At 65.1% G+C, this 19138-nt stretch carries 18 protein-coding genes and 2 pseudogenes; 14 read left to right on the plus strand and 6 right to left on the minus strand.

Going from position 1 to position 19138, the window contains the following annotated elements:
• Positions 1-278: 278 nt before the first annotated feature.
• Positions 279-4037: a tetratricopeptide repeat protein gene (locus ABIB00_RS07260; protein WP_354103882.1), complete on the plus strand. Its 3759-nt coding sequence runs from the start codon at positions 279-281 to the stop codon at positions 4035-4037.
• 75 nt (positions 4038-4112) lie between these two features.
• On the opposite strand, the gene fliP is transcribed toward ABIB00_RS07260, so the two are convergent.
• Both fliP and ABIB00_RS07270 read right to left on the minus strand, forming a co-directional pair.
• Positions 4113-4868, minus strand: a complete 756-nt coding sequence (gene fliP, locus ABIB00_RS07265; protein WP_354103883.1) for a flagellar type III secretion system pore protein FliP — start codon at positions 4866-4868, stop codon at positions 4113-4115.
• A complete protein-coding gene (locus ABIB00_RS07270) occupies positions 4865-5821 on the minus strand; it encodes a flagellar biosynthetic protein FliO (protein WP_247351947.1) in 957 nt (318 codons plus the stop codon). Before ABIB00_RS07270 ends, fliP begins: the two co-directional genes overlap by 4 nt.
• Positions 5822-6168: 347 nt before the next feature.
• Here ABIB00_RS07270 and flgB point away from each other — a divergent pair, with 347 nt between their 5' ends.
• The 10 genes and pseudogenes from flgB to ABIB00_RS07320 all read left to right on the plus strand — a co-directional run bounded on the left by flgB (position 6169) and on the right by ABIB00_RS07320 (position 14691).
• Positions 6169-6573, plus strand: a complete 405-nt coding sequence (gene flgB / locus ABIB00_RS07275; protein WP_247351945.1) for a flagellar basal body rod protein FlgB — start codon at positions 6169-6171, stop codon at positions 6571-6573.
• 15 nt (positions 6574-6588) lie between these two features.
• On the plus strand, positions 6589-7014 hold the full coding sequence (flgC, locus tag ABIB00_RS07280) for a flagellar basal body rod protein FlgC (protein ID WP_027567607.1): 426 nt from the start codon (positions 6589-6591) through the stop codon (positions 7012-7014).
• Between the two features lie 16 nt (positions 7015-7030).
• Entirely contained in the window at positions 7031-7339 is a 309-nt protein-coding gene (gene fliE / locus ABIB00_RS07285; RefSeq protein WP_007612285.1) for a flagellar hook-basal body complex protein FliE, read from the plus strand.
• A 134-nt stretch (positions 7340-7473) separates the two neighbouring features.
• Complete coding sequence (gene fliQ / locus ABIB00_RS07290; protein ID WP_129268713.1) at positions 7474-7737, plus strand: flagellar biosynthesis protein FliQ; 264 nt, start codon at positions 7474-7476, stop codon at positions 7735-7737.
• Between the two features lie 17 nt (positions 7738-7754).
• Positions 7755-8525 (plus strand): flagellar biosynthetic protein FliR, encoded by a 771-nt coding sequence (fliR, locus tag ABIB00_RS07295; RefSeq protein WP_247351941.1) that lies wholly within the window; start codon positions 7755-7757, stop codon positions 8523-8525.
• Positions 8526-8536: 11 nt separating this feature from the next.
• Positions 8537-9616, plus strand: coding sequence for a flagellar biosynthesis protein FlhB (gene flhB / locus ABIB00_RS07300; protein ID WP_247351939.1), 1080 nt, complete (start codon positions 8537-8539; stop codon positions 9614-9616).
• Positions 9617-9770: 154 nt separating this feature from the next.
• Complete coding sequence (gene cckA / locus ABIB00_RS07305) at positions 9771-12341, plus strand: cell cycle histidine kinase CckA (protein WP_354103884.1); 2571 nt, start codon at positions 9771-9773, stop codon at positions 12339-12341.
• A 191-nt stretch (positions 12342-12532) separates the two neighbouring features.
• Positions 12533-13525: a Tim44 domain-containing protein gene (locus tag ABIB00_RS07310; RefSeq protein WP_354103885.1), complete on the plus strand. Its 993-nt coding sequence runs from the start codon at positions 12533-12535 to the stop codon at positions 13523-13525.
• A 138-nt stretch (positions 13526-13663) separates the two neighbouring features.
• Positions 13664-13906 (plus strand): annotated as a pseudogene (locus ABIB00_RS07315) (lectin); the annotation flags it as partial.
• A gap of 77 nt (positions 13907-13983) precedes the next feature.
• Entirely contained in the window at positions 13984-14691 is a 708-nt protein-coding gene (locus tag ABIB00_RS07320) for a glutathione S-transferase (protein ID WP_354103886.1), read from the plus strand.
• Positions 14692-14848: 157 nt separating this feature from the next.
• Here the strand turns inward: ABIB00_RS07320 and ABIB00_RS07325 are convergent, their stop codons facing one another.
• The 3 genes from ABIB00_RS07325 to ABIB00_RS07335 all read right to left on the minus strand — a co-directional run bounded on the left by ABIB00_RS07325 (position 14849) and on the right by ABIB00_RS07335 (position 16488).
• Positions 14849-15523 (minus strand): methyltransferase family protein, encoded by a 675-nt coding sequence (locus ABIB00_RS07325; protein WP_354103887.1) that lies wholly within the window; start codon positions 15521-15523, stop codon positions 14849-14851.
• Between the two features lie 116 nt (positions 15524-15639).
• The gene (locus ABIB00_RS07330; RefSeq protein ID WP_247351930.1) at positions 15640-15813 is read right to left on the minus strand and encodes a hypothetical protein; all 174 of its coding nucleotides are present in this window, start codon (positions 15811-15813) and stop codon (positions 15640-15642) included.
• A 201-nt stretch (positions 15814-16014) separates the two neighbouring features.
• On the minus strand, positions 16015-16488 hold the full coding sequence (locus ABIB00_RS07335; protein ID WP_354103888.1) for a hypothetical protein: 474 nt from the start codon (positions 16486-16488) through the stop codon (positions 16015-16017).
• Positions 16489-16585: 97 nt separating this feature from the next.
• On the opposite strand from ABIB00_RS07335, the gene ABIB00_RS07340 reads away from it, so the two are divergent.
• From ABIB00_RS07340 to ABIB00_RS07350, 3 genes are all read left to right on the plus strand, one after another.
• On the plus strand, positions 16586-16816 hold the full coding sequence (locus tag ABIB00_RS07340) for a hypothetical protein (protein WP_354103889.1): 231 nt from the start codon (positions 16586-16588) through the stop codon (positions 16814-16816).
• The gene (locus ABIB00_RS07345; RefSeq protein ID WP_354103890.1) at positions 16813-17097 is read left to right on the plus strand and encodes a type II toxin-antitoxin system RelE/ParE family toxin; all 285 of its coding nucleotides are present in this window, start codon (positions 16813-16815) and stop codon (positions 17095-17097) included. The genes ABIB00_RS07340 and ABIB00_RS07345 overlap by 4 nt, the downstream gene beginning before the upstream one ends.
• Before the next feature lie 115 nt (positions 17098-17212).
• The gene (locus ABIB00_RS07350) at positions 17213-18868 is read left to right on the plus strand and encodes a fumarate hydratase (protein WP_247351926.1); all 1656 of its coding nucleotides are present in this window, start codon (positions 17213-17215) and stop codon (positions 18866-18868) included.
• Between the two features lie 134 nt (positions 18869-19002).
• Here ABIB00_RS07350 and ABIB00_RS07355 read toward each other — a convergent pair.
• A pseudogene (locus tag ABIB00_RS07355) lies at positions 19003-19125 on the minus strand (SH3 domain-containing protein); the annotation flags it as partial.
• Positions 19126-19138: the final 13 nt, after the last annotated feature.

Consider the following 19138-nt stretch of genomic DNA (forward strand, 5'->3'; position numbering starts at 1 on the left):
GGAAAGCAACACTGAACGCGTGATTGGCGTCGCCGGTCGACGCCCGATCGCGGGCCTCGAGATGCGGGCGACGGCCGGGTGTTAACACCTCCTTAACCACTTGCTCTCCAAATTCGCAAGGCGAACGCTTCAGCCCGCATCCAGGGCGTCGCGACACGCTGCGCCGGATCAGTCGTCATTACAGCATTAACAAGTCCTTAATTGGCAAAACCTACAGTCGACGGCACGGGCCGGCGCCAGTGCCGGCATGGACCGTCGAATCGGAAGAAATACTGCCAATGGCGCGAGAGGCTGCCGCTGGATTTGTGTCGCAAGCCCGCGCTTTGGCGCGGGGGCTGTCGCGTCACGTCCGCGTGGCGCCGCTGCTGGCTGCAAGCCTCCTGATCGGCTTCAACGCATCGTCGCGGGCGGCCGATGTCGTCAGGGGCGAGGCGACTTTCTCGGCCGCGGGCGGCTTTGCCCGTCTCGTGATCAAGCTCGGCGAGGACGTCTCCTCCGAGGTGACGACGGCCGGTTCCATTCTCGTTATCCGCTTCGACCGGACGGTCGATGTTCCCGTCGATCGCGTCCCGGAAGGCGCGCCCGACTACGTCAACTCCGCCCGCCGCGATCCCGACGGCGGCGCCATCCGCCTGTCGCTGGCGCGGCGCGTCACCGTCAACACCATGAATGCCGGCGAACGCACCTTCATCGACCTCTTGCCGGAGGGTTGGAAGGGACCGCCGCCGAGCCTGCCCATGGACGTGGTCAAGGAACTCGCCGAGCGCGCGCGCGTCGCCGAACGGGCCCTGCGCGCCCAGCGCGCCGCGGCCGAGAGCAAGAAGCGTCCGCAGATCCGCGTGCGCGCCTCGGTGCAGCCGACCTTCGTCCGCTTCGTGTTCGAGATGCCCGACGGCGTGGGCGTGTCCTCCGTGCTCAACGAGCAGAAGCTGACGCTCGCCTTCAACGCCAACCTCAATTTCGATCTGGCGGACGCGGTCGTCGCAGCGCCGCCGAACGTCGCCTCGATCAAGCAGAAGGCCGACATCGACCAGACCAGTGTCGAGATCGCGCTGATCGGCGATTCCGACGTGCATTCATTCCGCGACGACAAGAACTACGTCGTCGACATTTCCTTCCAGCCGGACAAGGGCAAGATCGCCGCGACGGCTGAGGCCGCGATCGCGCAGGCCAAGCCTGCCGCCCACGGACCTGCGCCTGCGCCTGAAAAGCCGGCGGCCGAGAAGCCGAAGGACGCCCATCGCGAGATCGCACCGCCGACGTCCGAGGCGATCGCGCGCCAAGCCAAGATCGATGTCAAGCCCGAGGTGAAGCCGGAAGCGCCGGCCGCCATGCCGCCCGTTGAAGTGCCGAAATCGGCGCCGGCTCCCGCGGCCGAAGCGGAGCACGCTGTGGAGGCGCCCAAGGACGTGTCGAAGGAAGCTTCAAAGACTGTGGTGCCGGCTGCAGAAACCGCGGTCGCGCCTGCCAAGCCCGTCATGGCCGAAGCGCCCAAAGAGGTCGTGAAGGAAGCCGCCAAGGAGACTGCGAAGGATCCGGTCAAGGAAGCCGTCAAGGCTGCGCCGGCAGAGGCGCCTGCCGCGCCGCAGCCCACTGTTGCCAGCGTCGATGCCCGCCGCGACAGCGAGGGCCTGCGCGTGACTTTCCCGCTTCAGGTCGCAACGCCTGCGGCGGCGTTCCGACGTGGCGACACTGTCTGGCTGGTGTTCGATACGCCGAAGCCGATCGACGTCGAAGCGATCCGCACCAAGGGCGGTGCGATGATCGGCGACGTCGGCCGCATCCCGCTCGACAAGGGACAGGCGGTGCGTATCCGTCTCACCCGGCCGCTGGTCTATTCGCTGACGAGCGAGGAGGTCGGCAAGGAGACCAACTGGCTCCTGACCCTCGCCGACAAGATCCAGGCGACGCCGCTGCCGCTGATGATGTCGCGCAACATCACCGACCCCGCGCTTGCCAACATCGCGATCCCCTTCGCCAATCCGGGCCTTCTGCACAAGCTCACCGATCCCGACGCCGGCGACACGCTCTATGTCGTCACCGCGCAACGTCCGGTGCGCGGCTTCATCAAGCGGCAGGACCTGGTCGATCTCGCGTTGCTGGAATCCGCGCACGGCATCGCGATCCGGCCGAATTCCGACGAGGTCGCCGTCGAGGTCGGGGCGGACAAGGTCATCCTCGGCAAGAAGGGCGGGCTGACGCTGTCGCCGGTCGACATCTCGGCCGAGCGCGCCCCGACCGCAGTGCGGCCGATCTTCAACCCCGAAGGCTGGCGCAAGGGCCAGTCGGAAAACTTCATAGCCCGCCAGAATGACCTGATCACGGCGATCTCCATCGTCGAACCGGCGCTGCGTTCGCTGCCGCGGCTCGACCTCGCGCAATTCTACATGTCGCGCGCGATGTATCACGAGGCCAAGGCCGTCACCGAATTGATGCTGGCTGATCCTCTCAACAAGGAGGAGAGCGGTGCGCTGATCATGCATGCGGTCGCAAGCATCCTGATCGGCAGGCCGGCGCAGGGCCTCAAGGATCTCGCCAACCCCGTCATCGGCAACAGCCACGATTCCCAGCTCTGGAAGGCGCTCGCCTATGCGCGTCAGGGCAAATGGGCCGATGCGCGCGAGAAATTCAAGAACGTCGAATTCGCCATCGCCTCGCTGCCGCTCGACATCCAGCGCATCGTGACGATGGAGGCGATGCGCGCTTCGCTCGAGGTGAAGGACTATGCCGGCGCCTCCAAGCGCCGCAGCGAGCTCGAGGTGGTCGGCGTCCCGCCCGAGGCCGCTCCCGGCTTCGCCGTGCTGCGCGGCCGGCTCGCCGAGGCGCTCGGCCACGACAAGGACGCGCTCGACGACTACAAGTTCGCAGTCGGCTCGACCGACCGGCCGGCCGCGGCCGAGGCCAAGCAGCTCGAGGTCGCGCTGCGACAGAAGCGCGACGAGATCAGCAAGGAGGACGCGCTGCGCGAGCTCGAGACGCTCTCGATGACCTGGCGCGGCGACTCCATCGAGGTCAAGACGCTTCAGATGCTGTCGCAGATCTATTCGGAGAACGGGCGCTACCGGGACGCGCTCACCGCGGCGCGTACCGCGACGAAGCTGCAGCCGAACGCGGAGGCCTCGCGGCAGGCGCAGGACCTCGCCTCCGACCTGTTCACGCAGATTTTCCTGGGGCCCAAGGGCGACGAGCTGCCGCCGGTCGAAGCGCTCGGGATGTTCTACGAGTTCCGCGAGCTGACGCCGATCGGCCGCCGCGGCGACGAACTGATCCGACGCCTCGCCGACCGTCTCGCCTCGATCGATTTGCTCGACCAGGCGGCCGAGCTCCTGCAATACCAGGTCGACCACCGCCTCGAAGGCGCGGCGCGTGCACAAGTTGCCGCGCGCCTCTCCATGATCTATCTCGCCAACCGCAGACCCGACATGGCGATTACGGCGCTGCGCGCGAGCCGCATCAGCGACCTCTCCGGCGAGCTCAGGCAGCAGCGCCTGCTGCTGGAGGCGCGCGCGCAGAGCGACGTCGGCCGCCACGATCTCGCGCTCGACATCGTCTCCAACGTCTCGGGACGCGAAGTGCTGCGCTTGCGCTCCGACATCTTCTGGGCCGCGCGGCGCTGGCGTGAATCCGCCGAGCAGATCGAGCTCTACTACGGCGAGCGTTTCCGTGACTTCAAGCCGCTCAACACGGTGGAGAAAAGCGACATCATTCGCGCTGCCGTCGGTTATGCGCTGGCTGACGACTCGATCGGCGTGTCGCGCTTCCGCGAGAAATACGCGCCGCTGATGAGCGAGAGCGCCGATCGGCTCGCCTTCGACATCGCGAGCAAGCCGTCCGGCGCCTCCAGCGCCGAATTCGCCGAGATCGCCAAGCTGGCTGCCAGCGTCGACACGCTCGACGGCTTCCTGCGCGAGATGAAGCAGCGCTTCCCCGACGCCACCGCCCGCGCGCCGGCCTCGCCGCAGGCCAAGGACGAGTCCGACCACACCGGCTCGCTGCCCACGATCCCCGTCGTACGACAGATCAAGATGACGCGTTAGGAACCCCGCTACCTCTCGCCTCTCGACAGGTGCCGCGCGAAGCGGCAACCTTCGCGGGCATGCCGGCGGTGGAGATTACCCCCCGTAGCTCTGCACAAGGCTTCCCGCTACCAGCGACCAGCCGTCGACCAGCACGAAGAAGATCAGCTTGAACGGCAGCGAGATGGTTGCCGGCGGCAGCATCATCATGCCCATCGACATCAGCACGGAGGCGACGACGAGGTCGATGATCAGGAAGGGGAGGAACAGCAGGAAGCCGATCTCGAAGGCGCGCTTCAGCTCGGAGATCATGAAGGCGGGGACCAGGATGCGTAAGCCGAGTTCGTCGGGGGTGGCGGGTGGCGGCTCGCCGGAGAGATCCAGGAACAGCTTGAGGTCCTTCTCGCGCACGTTCTTCTGCATGAAGCCGCGCAGGGGAACGGAGGCGCGCTGAAGCGCGTCCTCGACGCTGAGCTGATTGGCGACGAGCGGGCGGATGCCCTCGTCGTAGGATTTCTGCAACACCGGTCCCATCACGAAGAAGGTAAGGAACATCGCCAGCGCGATGATCACCGAGTTCGGCGGAGCGGTCGCCGTGCCCATCGCGGTGCGCAGCAGCGACAGCACGACCACGATGCGCGTGAACGACGTCATCATGATCAGGATCGACGGTGCGATCGACAGCACCGTCAGCAGCGCGATCAGCTGAATCGCACGCTCGGTGACGCCGCCGCCGCCCGGACTGCCGCCGAGATTAATGCTGATGTCCTGCGCATGCGCCGGCATCGCGAGCGATGCCGCGCCGATCAGGATAAGAAAAAAAACTCTACGCGGGAGGGCCGGCAGCCTCACGAAGACGGCTTTGGACGGCCAAGCAGCGAGGCCATTTCGTCTTCGAGATTTTCAAAGCTGGTCTTTTCCGGGGCCGGCTTTGCGGGTGAGGCCGGTGGTGCCGGCGGTTCGCTGCGGGCCGCACGCGGGGGCTCCGGCGCGACCGGAGGGGCAAGCGTCTCGCCGGCAGGGCGGCGCAGCGCAGCTTCGAGCCGCTGCGCCATCTCGGCGAGATTCTGCTCGGCGCTCGATGGCGCCGCAGGAGCGGGCGCCGGCGGCGGAACGGGCGGAGCCTGCGGCACAGGCGGAGGAGGCGGCGGCGCGGCTGCGCGCTCGGGAGGCACCTTCACGGGCTCGCTCTGGCGCGGCGGACGCGGCATCAGAGGGGGTTCGTTGCGGGCAACGCGCGGCGGAATAGGTTCGGGACGCAGCTCGCGCTCGGGGCGCGGCGCGAGCGGCTCGGACATGAAGCCGCCCCGCGGCGGCTCGTTGCGGCGTTCGGCCATGGCGGGAGCGGGCCGGCGCACTTCGTCGGCGAAGGACGGGCGCGCGGGCCGCGGCGGCGGCTCGGGCATCTGCGGTTCGGGATGATCGAGCAGTTCGGGCCGCGGTGCTTCGTCGGCCCAGCCGCTGGTATCAGGCATTGGCGCAAGACGCGGCGGCTCGGCGGCATTGGGACGCTGCGGGAGCTGGTCGCGGCCGGGCGCTGCGCGCACGATGTTGGGCTCGACGACGATGTCGGTGGGGCCGCCGATCATTAGCAGATGCTCGACATTGTCACGCCGGACCAGCACGAGGCGGCGGCGGCCGTCGACCGCGGCGGCATCGATCACGGCGAGCCGGGGCATGCGGCCGCGCTGGGTGTTGGCGCCGAGCCGGCTGGTGGCGAATCGGCGAACCAGCCATGCAGCGACGCCGATCAACGCCAGAACGACGATGAACGCGACGATGAAGGTGATAGGGCTGCCTTGCATACTTGTCCCCGACAAATGGCGCTTCTCTCGTGCCCGTGGTCAGATGCGCCAACCACCGGCATACGATGCCCCAAACTGCGATTTCTTAACGTCCCACGGCAAGTTTTGCCGTCCCCAACTCTTAATAACCTATGAATCGCTCGATCCAAAACGACTTCTTGGCCTGTGCACGCGCCGCCAAGGGGTTGGGTTAATGCCGTTTTGGAAGGCGTAGAATCACGGGGGCGCGCATTCGTGTTCCGGCGGGGGACATCCGCCCGTGACGTCCTTAACCAGCTGTTAACCATACACGCGGCAAATTCTGCCTAGCTTCGGACTTGGTCCGTGAGGCGGAAGGAGCCGCAACGATGTCAATCAACGATCTCCCGGTGCTGTCGGCGCTTCGCACCAAGATGCAATGGCATCAGGAGCGCCAGCGCGTCCTGTCCGAGAACGTCTCCAATTCCGACACGCCCAAATTCCGGCCACGCGACCTGGTCGAGCCGAAACTGGACAAGGCCGGCGCCGTCACGGGTTCGATGGGCCCCCTGGCGCTCACCCGCACCAGCGGTTCCCACATCGCGCCATCAGGCGGGGCCTCCGGATTCGACCAGAACAAGAATGCGGGTTTTGAGACCCGCCCCGCGGGCAACGCCGTCAATCTCGAAGAGGAGATGATGAAGGCCGCCAGCAACCAGATGGATTATGCGGCCGCGACCTCGCTCTATTCGAAGAGCCTGCATCTGCTCAAGACCGCGATCGGCAAAGGCTAGGGCTGGAGGTAGATCATGGCGAATGACAGCAGCGACTTTGCCCGCTCGATGGCGATTGCGACCTCCGGTCTGCGGGCACAGGCCGGGCGCATGCGGGTGATCTCGGAGAACATCGCGAACGCGGATTCGACGTCGCAGAGTGCCGGCGGCGATCCCTACCGGCGCAAGGTGCCGACTTTCTCCTCCGCGCTCGACCGAACGCTCGACGCGCAGGTCGTCACCCTCGGCCGGATCAAGCCCGACCAGTCGAACTTCCGCACCAAATACGAGCCGAACAATCCGGCGGCGGATGCGACCGGCAATGTCAAATATCCCAACGTGAACTCGGTGGTCGAGATGACCGACATGCGCGACGCGCAGCGGTCCTACGAGGCCAATCTCAACATCATCAGTGCGACGCGCCGGATGATCCAGCGCACCCTCGACATCCTCAAGAGCTGAACAGGACATTTGAGCCATGGCAACACCGACAATTGCCGCCAACGCCTACGCAAACCTCGCCCGCGTGCTGGAGAACAGCGGTGCCGGCAAGGGCAGCGAGCCGAGCGGGCAGTCCTTCGCCTCGCTTCTGAAAGACACCGTCGGCAGCGTCCTGGAGTCCGGCCGCAAATCCGATGCGCAGACGGTGGCGATGGCCGCCGGCAAGGCCAACGTGATGGACGTGGTGACGGCGGTCGCGGACACCGACGTCGCGGTGTCCACGCTGGTCTCCGTCCGCGACCGTGTGATCGCGGCCTATGAAGACATCATGAAGATGCCGATCTGATTTCGACCTCCGTCGTCATTGCGAATCTTTCCAGGGCGGCAGCCTGGATTGCTTCGCTGCGCTCGCAATGACGGGGAGGGGGCGTTCGATCACCGCGAGGCGCGGGGATGAGACTTGAACAAAGGAAGTTGGCAATGACCGGACCGGAAACCCTCGACGTCGCGCGTGATGCGATCTGGACCATCGTGATCGTGTCGTCGCCCCTGATGATCGTGGGGCTCGTGGTCGGCGTCGTCGTGTCGCTGTTCCAGGCGCTGACGCAGATCCAGGAGCAGACGCTGATCTACGTGCCGAAGATTTTGGCGATTTTTGCCACAATGCTGCTGGCGCTGCCGTTCATGGCCGACGCACTGCATTCCCACATGCTGCGGATATCGTCGCGAATCATCGGCGGCTGAGGCACAATGCGCCGGTCATGCGCATCGACGTCTCGCTGCTGCCGGCGCTTGCCGCCTCCTTCATGCTCGCCTTCGCCCGGGTCGGCGCGATGGTGATGCTGTTGCCGGGCCTGGGCGAGACCAATATCCCGACGCGGATCAAGCTGTCGATCGCGCTGCTGCTCACGCTGATCATCCTGCCGCTGCATCGGAGCGCCTACCACGTCGACATGGAATCGATCGCGGCGCTGCTCGTCCTGATGCTGCATGAGATCGTGATCGGCATCGTGCTGGGGGCGACCGCGCGGGTGACGTTGTCGGCGCTCCAGGTTGCCGGTGCCGTGATCGCGCAGCAGATGGGGCTCGGTTTCGTCACCTCGGTCGATCCGACGCAGGGACAACAGGGCGTGCTGGTCGGCAACTTCCTGACAATATTGGGGGTGACGCTGCTGTTCGCCACCGACAGCCATCATCTGGTGATCGCGGCGCTGAACGACAGCTACGCGATCTTCGCGCCGGGCGAGACCGTGTCGAGCGGCGATGTCGCCGCGCTGGCGACGCGCGCCTTCGCCGCCGCATTCCGCTTGGGTTTGCAGCTTTCCGGCCCGTTCCTGGTGTTCGGCCTCGTCTTCAACATCGGGCTTGGCGTGCTGGCGCGGCTGATGCCGCAGATGCAGGTTTATTTCGTCGGCGTGCCGCTGTCGATCTTCGCCGGTTTCCTGGTGCTCGCCGTGGTGCTCACGGCGATGATGGGCACCTATCTCGACTATTTCATCGGTGTCATGCACCAGATGATGCCACTCAAGTGACCGGGTGATCGATGGCGGAAGACAACGATCCAGAGAGTCAAACAGAAGACCCGACGCAAAAACGTCTCGAAGATGCGCTCGAACGCGGTGACGTCGCCAAGAGCCAGGAGATCAACACCTGGTTCATGATCGCGGGCGCTACGCTTGTGGTATCGAGCTTCTCAGGCTCGGTCGGCAGCGGGCTGATGACGCCGATGCGCAACCTGCTTGCCAATTCCTGGATGATCAAGACCGACGGCCGGGCTCTGCTCGCCCTGATGCAGCAGATCGAAGTCGCGGTGCTCGCGGCGGTCGGCGTGCCGCTGCTGATGCTGGTGCTGGCGGCAATTGCGGGCAACATGCTGCAGCACCGCCTGGTGTGGTCGGCCGAATCCCTCAAGCCCAAATTCAGCAAGCTGTCGCCCGCCGAAGGCCTCAAGCGCATCTTCGGCAAGCAAGCGGCTGCGAACTTCCTCAAGGGCCTGGGCAAACTGATCGTGCTCGGCGCGGTCATGACCGCGATCCTGTGGCCCGAGCGGCATCGCATGGAGGCGATGGTCAGGCTCGATCCGGCCGCCATGCTCGGCGCTACCACCAGCCTGACCATTCATCTGCTCGGCGCGGTGGTCGCGGCGCTCGCGATCATCGCCATCGGCGACTATTTCTTCCAGTATCGCAGCTGGTTCCAGCGGCAGAAGATGTCGCTCCAGGAGATCAAGGAAGAGTTCAAGCAGTCCGAAGGCGACCCGCACATCAAGGGCAAGCTCAGGCAGCTGCGCCAGCAGCGCTCCAAGAAGCGCATGATGGCGGCGGTTCCCAAGGCCTCCGTGATCATCACCAACCCGACCCACTATTCGATCGCGCTGTCCTACGAGCGCGGAATGTCGGCGCCGATCTGCGTCGCCAAGGGCGTCGACAACCTCGCTTTCAAGATCCGGGAGATCGCGCGCGAGCACGACATCCCGATCGTCGAGAACGTGCCGCTCGCCCGCGCGCTCTACGCCACCGTCGAGATCGACCAGGAAATCCCGACCGAGCACTACCATGCAGTCGCCGAAGTCATCGGCTACGTCATGCGTCTGAAGAGCGGATTCGGCGCCAGCCGGCAATAAAACCCCTGAAAAGTACTGGACATGGCCGTAATCTGGGAATCAGCGTACCTTTCGTCCCTGCTGCCCTTGCGCCTGCGGGTCCGATTCAGGCAGGGAGGACCCCACGCGCCCTGTAGCGCGTTGATTCTCTGCCGACAGGCTGCGCCAGCTTGAGATGACTGCTGAGACCGACCACGACCTCACACGCGAGCCCGTTGCGGCGCCCGAACCGTCGCCGCGCTCGGGCAGCATTGCGCTGGTGCTGCTGGTGGCCGCCGGCCTCGTCGCCGTCGCCATCGGGCTGATGACGCTCGGGCGCGCGCAGGCGCAGCCCTATATCCTCGGCATCCTCGCCGTGCTGGCGATGGTCGGCCTGTTCAACCTGTTCGCCTTTGCAGCCGGCATCATCCGCTTCGTGGACCGCAATCTCGATGATCCCGTGATGGGGCGCATCGCCGATCACGCTTTCGATGGCCTGGCCGTGACCGACCCGCGCGGCCACGTGGTCTATTCCAACGCCGCCTATCTGACGTTGACCGGCGCCACCGGCCCGCAGGAGGTGCGCCCCGTCGAGCGCGTCTTCATCGGCAACCCCGACGTCTCCGAAGCCGTGTTCCGCCTGTTGAAAGCCGCGCGCGAAGGCAAGCGGCAGCAGGAAGAGGTGCGGATCTCCGGCCAGGACGGCAGCCAGGGCCGCTGGCTGCGCATGCGGGTGCGGCCCCTTGGCACGGGAAAGCGCGAGACGAAATACGCGGTGTGGTCGATCGCCGACATCACCCGCGACCGCGAGCGCCAGGAGGACGTGTTCCAGGAACTCCAGCACGCGATCGAATATCTCGATCACGCGCCTTGCGGCTTCTTCTCGGTCAATCCGGCCGGCGAGCTCGCTTATGTCAACGCGACGCTGGCGAACTGGCTCGACCACGACCTCGCCGAGATCGGCTCGGGCGGGCTGAAGCTCACCGACATCGTCTCCGGCGACGGCGCTTCGCTGCTCACCGCGATCGTGGCGGTGCCGGGCGAGGTGAAGACCGAAGTCTTCGACATCGACTTGCGCATGCGCACCGGCAAGACCATGCCGGTGCGGCTCTATCACAAGCTCGCCTTCGGCGCCGACGGTGCGCCGGGGCCGTCGCGCACGCTGGTGATCAGCCGTGCCCGCGATGAGCGCAGCGATCCGGACCGCGCCGCCGAAGTGCGCTTCATGCGCTTCTTCGACCATACGCCGATGGCGATCGCGACGGTGGACCGCGGCGGCAACGTCGTGCGCTCCAATGCGCGCTACGCCAAGCTCGGGCAGGCGCTGGGGCTCGACAGCGCCAGCAAGTCGATCTTCCGCGCGGTCAGTTCGCGCGACCGGCACCTTTTAATCGCGGCCATCAACCAGGCCGCGGAGGGGCAGGCCGACGTCGCGCCGGTCGAAGTGGCACTCGAAGGCACCAAGGAGCGCTGGGGCCAGTTCTTCGTTACGCCGGTGGACGCGGCCGAGAACGACGCCGAAGCCGCCATCGTGCACATGCTCGAGACCACCGAGCGGCGCGCGCTGGAGAACCAGATCAACCAGTCGCAGAAGATGGAGACGGTCGGCCAACTCGCCGGCGGCATCGCTCACGACTTCAACAACGTGCTCTCCGCCATCATGATGGCGAACGACTTCCTGCTGAACGCGCACAAGCCGACCGATCCGTCGTTCCAGGATATCATGCAGATCAAGCAGAACGCGACGCGCGCTGCCACGCTGGTGCGGCAGTTGCTGGCGTTCTCGCGGCGGCAGACGCTGCGGCCGCAGGTGCTCGATCTCGGCGACGCACTTTCCGACCTCGCGATGCTGCTGCGCCGCCTGATCGGCGAGAAGGTCAAGCAGGAGACCATCCACGGCCGCGATCTCTGGCCGGTCAAGGTCGACGTCTCCCAGTTCGAGCAGGTGGTCGTCAATCTCGCGGTCAACGCGCGCGACGCCATGCCGGAAGGCGGCAAGCTGATCATCCGCACCGCCAACGTCACCACAGAGGAAGCCGCCAGGCTCGCCTACAAGGGCATGCCGGCCGCGGACTATGTGCGGATCGAGGTCGCCGACACCGGCACCGGCATTCCCGCCGACATCCGCGACAAGATCTTCGAGCCGTTCTTCTCGACCAAGGAAGTCGGCAAGGGCACCGGCCTCGGGCTCTCCACCGTCTACGGCATCGTCAAGCAGACCGGCGGCTTCATTTACGTGGACTCCGAGCCGGGGCAGGGCACCTCGTTCCACATCTTCCTGCCGCGGCATCACGCCGAGCCTGAAGAGCAGGTCGAGCAGCCCGCGGCGGTCGTTGGTGCGGCGAAGGAGGCCGGGCTTGCGGCGGAAGCCAAGCCCCGCACCGATCTCACCGGACAGGGCACCATCCTCCTGGTCGAGGACGAAGAGGGCCTGCGCGCGCTCAACGCACGCGGCCTGCGCTCGCGCGGCTACACCGTGGTCGAGGCCGAGAATGGCGTCGAGGCCATGGAGTTGCTGGACGAGCAGAGCGGCGGCATCGATCTCGTCGTCTCCGATGTCGTGATGCCGGAGATGGACGGCCCGACCCTGCTCAAGGCGATGCGCGAGAAGAATCCCGACATCAAGTTCATCTTCGTCTCCGGCTACGCCGAGGACGCGTTCGAGAAGAGCCTGCCCCAAGGCCAGCAGTTCGACTTCCTGCCAAAGCCGTTCACGCTCAGCCAGCTCGTGGCGGCCGTGAAGGAGACGATGGCGAAGGCGGGGTGAGGCTTTGAGGAAAAAGCGGAATTCTCCCCTCCAAGCCGCCGGTAACCCGTGACCACAGTTCCTCGCACACCCGGCCAAGCGCCCGCCAAATATGGGCTTTTGCCACATCCCCGCGACTGAGGGCCGCAGCCATAAGTTCCGAAACCATCTTCACTTTTCGGGAAGTCTGCCCATCTTAAGGACACGTCCCCATGCCGGGGATTTGGGAAACGCACATGAAGTTCTCGCAACGCTCCCGCAGTCTCTTCAAGACGATCGCCGTCGTGCTGGCGCTTGCGCTGCCGACCGCGCTGGCGATCTCGTCAGCCGACGCGCGCGTCGGCGGCGGCATGTCGTCGGGGTCGCGCGGCGCGCGGACCTATTCGGCCCCGCCGTCGACCACGACCGCGCCGGGTTCGACGTCGCAGTTCAACCGCACCTACACCCAGCCCGGTGCAGGCATGAATTCGGCCGCAACCGCGCCTGCGCGCGGCGGCCTGTTCGGCCGCGGCGGTGGCTTCCTGGGCGGCCTTGCGGCCGGCTTCCTCGGCGCGGGCCTGCTCGGCATGCTGTTCGGCGGTGGCCTGTTCGGCGGCCTTGGCGGCCTGTCCTCGATCCTGGGCCTGATCATCCAGATCATGCTGGTGGTGGTCGTGGTGCGGCTCGCGATGTCGTGGTGGCAGCGCCGCCACACGCCGCAGGCCGCCTATGCCAACGCGAATGCCGGTGCCGGCCCGGGACCGGATACGAACTCCCGCAGTGGTCTTGGCAGTGGCTTCGGCTTTGGTGCCAACAACGCGCCGCTCGAGATCAAGCCGGCGGACTATGAGGCGTTCGAGCGTCTGCTCGGCGACGTCCAGGCCGCTTGGTCCAACGAGGACGTGGCCAAGCTGCACACGCTCGCGACGCCGGAAATGGTCTCCTATTTCGAGCAGGACCTCGGCCAGAACCGCGGGCGCAACGTCGTCAACAAGGTCAGCGATGTGAAGCTGTTGCAGGGCGACCTCGCGGAATCCTGGCGCGAAGGCGAGACCGACTACGCGACAGTGGCGCTGCGCTTCGCGCTCACGGACAAGACGCTCGACCGCAACACCGGCGCGGTTGTCGCCGGCAGCGAGCAGCCGGGCGAGGCCACCGAAGTCTGGACCTTTGCCCGACGCCCGGGCAGCGGCTGGGAATTGTCGGCGATCCAGCAGACCAACTGATTGCAGACGACATGAAAAGCCAGGGCGTCGTGCTTCTTGCACGGCGCCTTTTTCTTTTGGGACGTCTCGTATCGCGGAACCGGAATAAGCGGGCGCGCCTCGGGTTGAAATCCGGCGGCCAACGATAAACATCCTCACGGTTCGCAAGCTGACGGCACGGGATTTCCCGCGGGTGACGACAATATCTGCAAGAACTGGACGTCGAGCACGCAAGGCGCGGCGGTCGTCGGCCACGCCGATCGTCAAGGCCTGCGCGATGGCGAGCCATCGAAATCGCGGAACAGCTCGCATCCCTCGCGCGGCCTCGATGGCGGCTGCTCGCAGGCCGATCTGAAGAGCACCGGCGGCGACGGCTTGCTGTATTGCTTCGCGGCGAATTGAGACGCGGAACTCTCTCCCCGTCATGGCGTTCGTGGTTGCGTGCTACACTCGCCGCAACGCAATCACGGATCCCTCCCATGAAGTACGAACTCTACTACTGGCCCGAGATCCAGGGCCGCGGCGAATATGTGCGGCTGGCGCTGGAAGAGGCGGGGGCGGCCTACGTCGACGTGGCGCGCGGTCCGCGCGGCACGGCTGCGATGATGAAGATGATGGACGCGCACAAGGGCACGCCGCCCTTTGCGCCGCCGTTCCTCAAAGCGGGAAAACTCATCGTCGGCCAGACCGCCAACATCCTGCTCTATCTCGGCGCCCGCCACGCCCTCGCCCCGAAGACCGAGGCCGGCCAACTCTGGCTGCATCAGCTTCAGCTCACGATCACCGACCTTGTGGTCGAGATTCACGACACCCATCATCCGCTCGGACCCTCGCTCTATTACGAAGACCAGAAGCCGACGGCGAAGAAGCGCACGGCCGATTTCTGGGGCGAGCGCGTGCCGAAATATCTCGGCTATTTCGAAGACCTTTTCGCCGGCAATGGCGGCGCCTATATCACCGGCCGCAAGCTGACCTATGTCGATCTCTCGCTGTTTCAGATCGTCGACGGCCTGCGCTACGCGTTCCCGAAGCGCATGAAGGCGTTCGAGAAAGATATCCCGGGCCTCGTCGGCCTGCGCGATCGGGTCGCCGCGCGGCCGAACATCAAGGCTTATCTCGAAAGCGAGCGCCGTATTCCCTTCAACGAGCAGGGCATCTTCCGTCGGTATAAAGAGCTCGATAATTAGCCGGTCCGGAGGGAGGCTGGCGGCAGCCCCCGTTCCGGACCGGCCGTTTCGGGCGCGATCAATCGCCCGAACACGTCGTGGCTTTCGAGCGCTTGCCAACGCTTCAGAACATCGTCGCGTCTTCCTTCCGTGCATCGCACAGGACAGTGATGCGCACTCACCACGCGCCGGGCAGCAGGCGATAGCGCACGCGCGTCATATAATCGGAGTAGCCCGGCAGGCCTTCGCGCAACGTGCGTTCCTCGATGCGAATGCGGGCTGCAAACAATACGAGGACGAGCGGCACCATCAGAAGTCCCCACCACGAGCCCAGCAGCAGCGGCACGCCGGCGAAGAACAGGATCATGCCGCCGTACATCGGATGGCGCACATGCGCATAAGGCCCGGTAGAGATCACGCGCTGCGCGCGCTCGGCTTGCAGCTTCACCACGGGCGCGGCGAACGAGTTCTCGCGGAAGACCCAGAGGATGAAGAGCGTCGAGAGCAGGAACAGTGCGAGGCCGAGCATCTGCAGCGCGAGCGGCATGTCGGAGGATAGCGTGCGCCGGTCGAGCCCCATCGCGGCCAGCCAGACCAGCATCACGACGACGAAGGCGATCATGAACACCTTATCGGCGGCCGGCTGGTCCTTTTGCAGGACAGGCCGCAGACGTTCGGCGAGCAAGGCAGGGTCGATCCGGTAGAGCCACCAGCCGCAGAGCGGGCCGAGCAGGGCGCAGGTGGCAAGGAACACCCAGGCCGAAGGCCAACGCATCGTCCCGGCGCAAGCGAACAGCAGCGCGCCCATTGCAACAGTGGTAATCGTGTTCTGTAGCAGCAGTTTTGCGATCATGCGCAGGTCTCAGGGTAGACGCGCACGATATTGGTCCCATTATCCGGCAAAGATGCGGCCGGACGCGCGAAAGGCCCGATCGACCGGATCGGGCGCTTCATTGCGAAACGGATGGATCAGGCGAGCTGATCGATCCGCGTACCCTGACCCGGCGGCAGCGGCGCAGGCGGCGGCGGCTTATAGGTCGGATCGTTGTCCTTGGTCTTGGTCTGATCGTCCTGCTGCTTGGTCGCGTCGTAGCTCGGCACCACGATCGCGATCGGCGGCGGCGAAACGGTAGAAACGCTCATCCACAAATCCTCACACATGGAAACAATTGACCTTGCACCGCGAGGCGCGAAATTTCCTTCAAGGCAATCGTTAAAATGCGAACGATCCGGTGCGGTGGGATGTGCTCTCGGACCTCGTCATTGCGAGGAGCCCTTGCGACGAAGCAATCCAGTCTGTCACCGCGGAGACAGTTTGGATGTGCTTTGCTACGCTCGCCCCGCCTATTCGTCCTTGCCGCGCGTGATCGTGATGGACGCGTCGGTTTTGGTGCGGGTGCATTCCATGTTGAGACGCCGATAACGCATGCTGATCTTGTCGCCGCGCAGGAGTCCCATCCGCTTCAGGCAGCGTGTCGCGCCCGTCGTCGTATCGTCCTTCGTCACGGTGAAGACGATCGCCGCCATCGACCCCACCAGCGCAAAGAACTCCGGCTTGGGCTTGCGATCGCCCTTGGCATAGAGCTCGATCGAATATTTGTCGCCACGGCAGGCCACCGACAATTCCTTGGCCGCGGGGTGCGTCAGGTAGACGACATTGGCGGCGCGGAAATTCACCTTGAGGCGATCGATCTGGTTCGCCAACTCCTTGGCGCTGTCGTCGCAGCGGTCGGCGCGTGCGGGCGAGGCGAGGGTCACAAGGCCGATGATGGCGGCGGCGACCAGGATCGCGCCGCGGACGTTCAAGTTCAATGTCATGATAAAAAGCCCCTTATGGGGCGTATTCAAGCGTCGTCCCGCGCGTAGCGCAAGGGCGGGGTCTTTTTTGTTGGCAGGTACGTGATATAAAGAGCACATGAGCAAAGAGCAGGTCAAAGCCGTTCTGGACCGCGTTCTCACTTGGCCGCCCGAGCGCCAGGAGGACGCTGCGAAGATATTGATGCTCATGGAGTCGCAGGACGAGAGCGTCTATCGACTGACCGATGAGCAGGTCGAGGAGGTTCGCCGCCGCCGGTCTGATCCGAATGCGCGGCGGCTCACGCTCGAGGAGTTCAAGGAACAGCTCCAACGTCGCCTCGGCGAATGAAGGTCGTCATTCACGAGTCGGCCGCTCGTGATCTCGACGAGATTATTAACTGGATATCCCAAGATAATCCCCGCGCAGCAGCCCGGTTGGCTGATCGTGTCAGGGCTAAGATCGAGCGCCTCGCCGTTTCTGGCCTGTCCCACATAGGTCGTCCTGGCCTGCTTGAGAGGACGCGAGAGCTCGTTGAAGCTCCTTACATCATCGTCTACGCGATCGACCTCCCAAACCAACTGATCGATGTGTTGGCCATCCTGCACGGGGCGAAGAATCGCGAAATCTAGGGCTCACCCATGAGTTTGGCGCGCTTCCGAGGCGCTTCCTTTTGCGTCAAAAAAGCTTAGAACGCTTCTATGCTAGGGCCCGCGCGAGGGCCCCAAAACCCCGAGATTTCAGCCCATGAACGCTCCTACCGCCTTCCCCGACCCGTCAAAACCCGTTCCGCCCTACAAGCACACGCCGCTGTTTCCGCTGGGCAGGGACGAGACGCCCTACAAGAAGATCACGGCCGAGGGCGTGCGGGTCGAGAAGGTCCTGGGGAAAGACATGCTGGTGGTGTCGCGTGAGGCGCTGCGGGCACTGTCCGAGGCGGCTTTCGGCGACATCAACCACTATTTGCGGCCGGGGCATCTGAAGCAGCTCCGCGCGATCCTGGAGGACGGCGAGGCGAGCCCGAACGACAAGTTCGTCGCGCTGGATTTTCTGAAGAACGCCAACATCGCGGCCGGCGGCGTGCTGCCGATGTGTCAGGACACCGGCACCGCGATCATCATGGGCAAGAAGGGCTGCAACGTCATCAGCGACGGCGACGACGAGGCCGCGCTCTCGGAAGGCGCGCGCGATGCTTACCTGCGCCGCAATTTGCGCTACTCGCAGGTCGCGCCGCTCTCGATGTACGAGGAGAAGAACACCGCCAACAACATGCCGGCGCAGTGCGAGATCTACGCCGAGGGCGATGACGCCTACAAGTTCATGTTCATGGCGAAGGGCGGCGGCAGCGCCAACAAGAGCTTCCTGTTCCAGGCCACGCCCTCGGTGCTGACCAAGGACCGGCTGCTGGCCTTCCTGAAGGAGAAAGTGTTGACGCTGGGCACTGCTGCGTGCCCGCCCTATCACCTCGCCATCGTGATCGGCGGCACCTCGGCCGAACTCTGCATGAAGACGGTGAAGCTCGCCTCGGCCCGTTATCTCGACGCGCTGCCGACCCACGGTTCGCCCGACGGCAACGCGTTCCGCGATCTCGAAATGGAGCAGGAAATTCTGAAGATGACGCAGTCGCTCGGCGTCGGCGCGCAGTTCGGCGGCAAGTATTTCTGCCACGACGTGCGCGTGATCCGTCTGCCGCGTCATGGCGCCTCGTTGCCTATCGGGCTCGGCGTGTCCTGCTCCGCTGACCGCCAGGTGCTCGGCAAGATCACGAAGGACGGCGTCTATCTCGAAGAGCTCGAGCACAACCCGGCGCAGTATCTGCCGCAGGTGGAGCAGGCGCTCGGCGGTGAGGTCGTCAAGATCGACCTCAACCAGCCGATGAAGGATATTTTGGCGACGTTCTCGAAGTACCCGACCAAGACACGGGTCTCGATGAGCGGCACCATGATTGTCGCGCGCGATTCCGCGCATGCCAAGCTGCGCGAGCGGTTGGATAAGGGCGAGCCGCTGCCGGACTATTTCAAGAACCACCCGGTCTATTATGCCGGGCCCGCCAAGACGCCCGAGGGCTACGCCTCCGGCGCGTTCGGCCCGACCACCGCAGGCCGCATGGATTCCTTCGTCGACCAATTCCAGGCTGCCGGCGGTTCGATGGTGATGGTCGCCAAGGGCAACCGGGCACCTGCCGTGCGCGAGGCCTGCAAGAAGTATGGCGGCTTCTATCTCGGCTCGATCGGCGGCGCCGCAGCGAACCTTGCCGAGCACTGCATCAAGAAGGTCGAGGTGCTCGAATATCCCGAGCTCGGCATGGAAGCGATCTGGCGCATCGAGGTCGTTGACTTCCCGGCGTTCATCATCATCGACGACAAGGGCAACGACTTCTTCAAGGAGTTGAATTTGGGCTGAGGCGGCGTTCCCCGGATGCTGCGCAGCATGAAATGATGCGCTGCAGATCCGGGGTCCATTTTGGCAGCATGGGTCCCGGCTCTGCGACGCACCGCTTCGCGCTGCATCGCGTCCGAGACACGAGACTTACGCGCTCAGCTACAATTGGTGACCTGGTTGGAGCACAGCGCGCGCCACCAGCCACGGACGCCGTCCTGGCTCTCGACAAGGCCCCGGAGGCGGCTGCAAGCAAGGCTGCGCTTCGGCCCGCCGTCGGTGGTCCGATAGGCC

This window comes from Bradyrhizobium sp. LB14.3 (assembly GCF_040547985.1).
Taxonomy (GTDB): Bacteria; Pseudomonadota; Alphaproteobacteria; order Rhizobiales; family Xanthobacteraceae; genus Bradyrhizobium.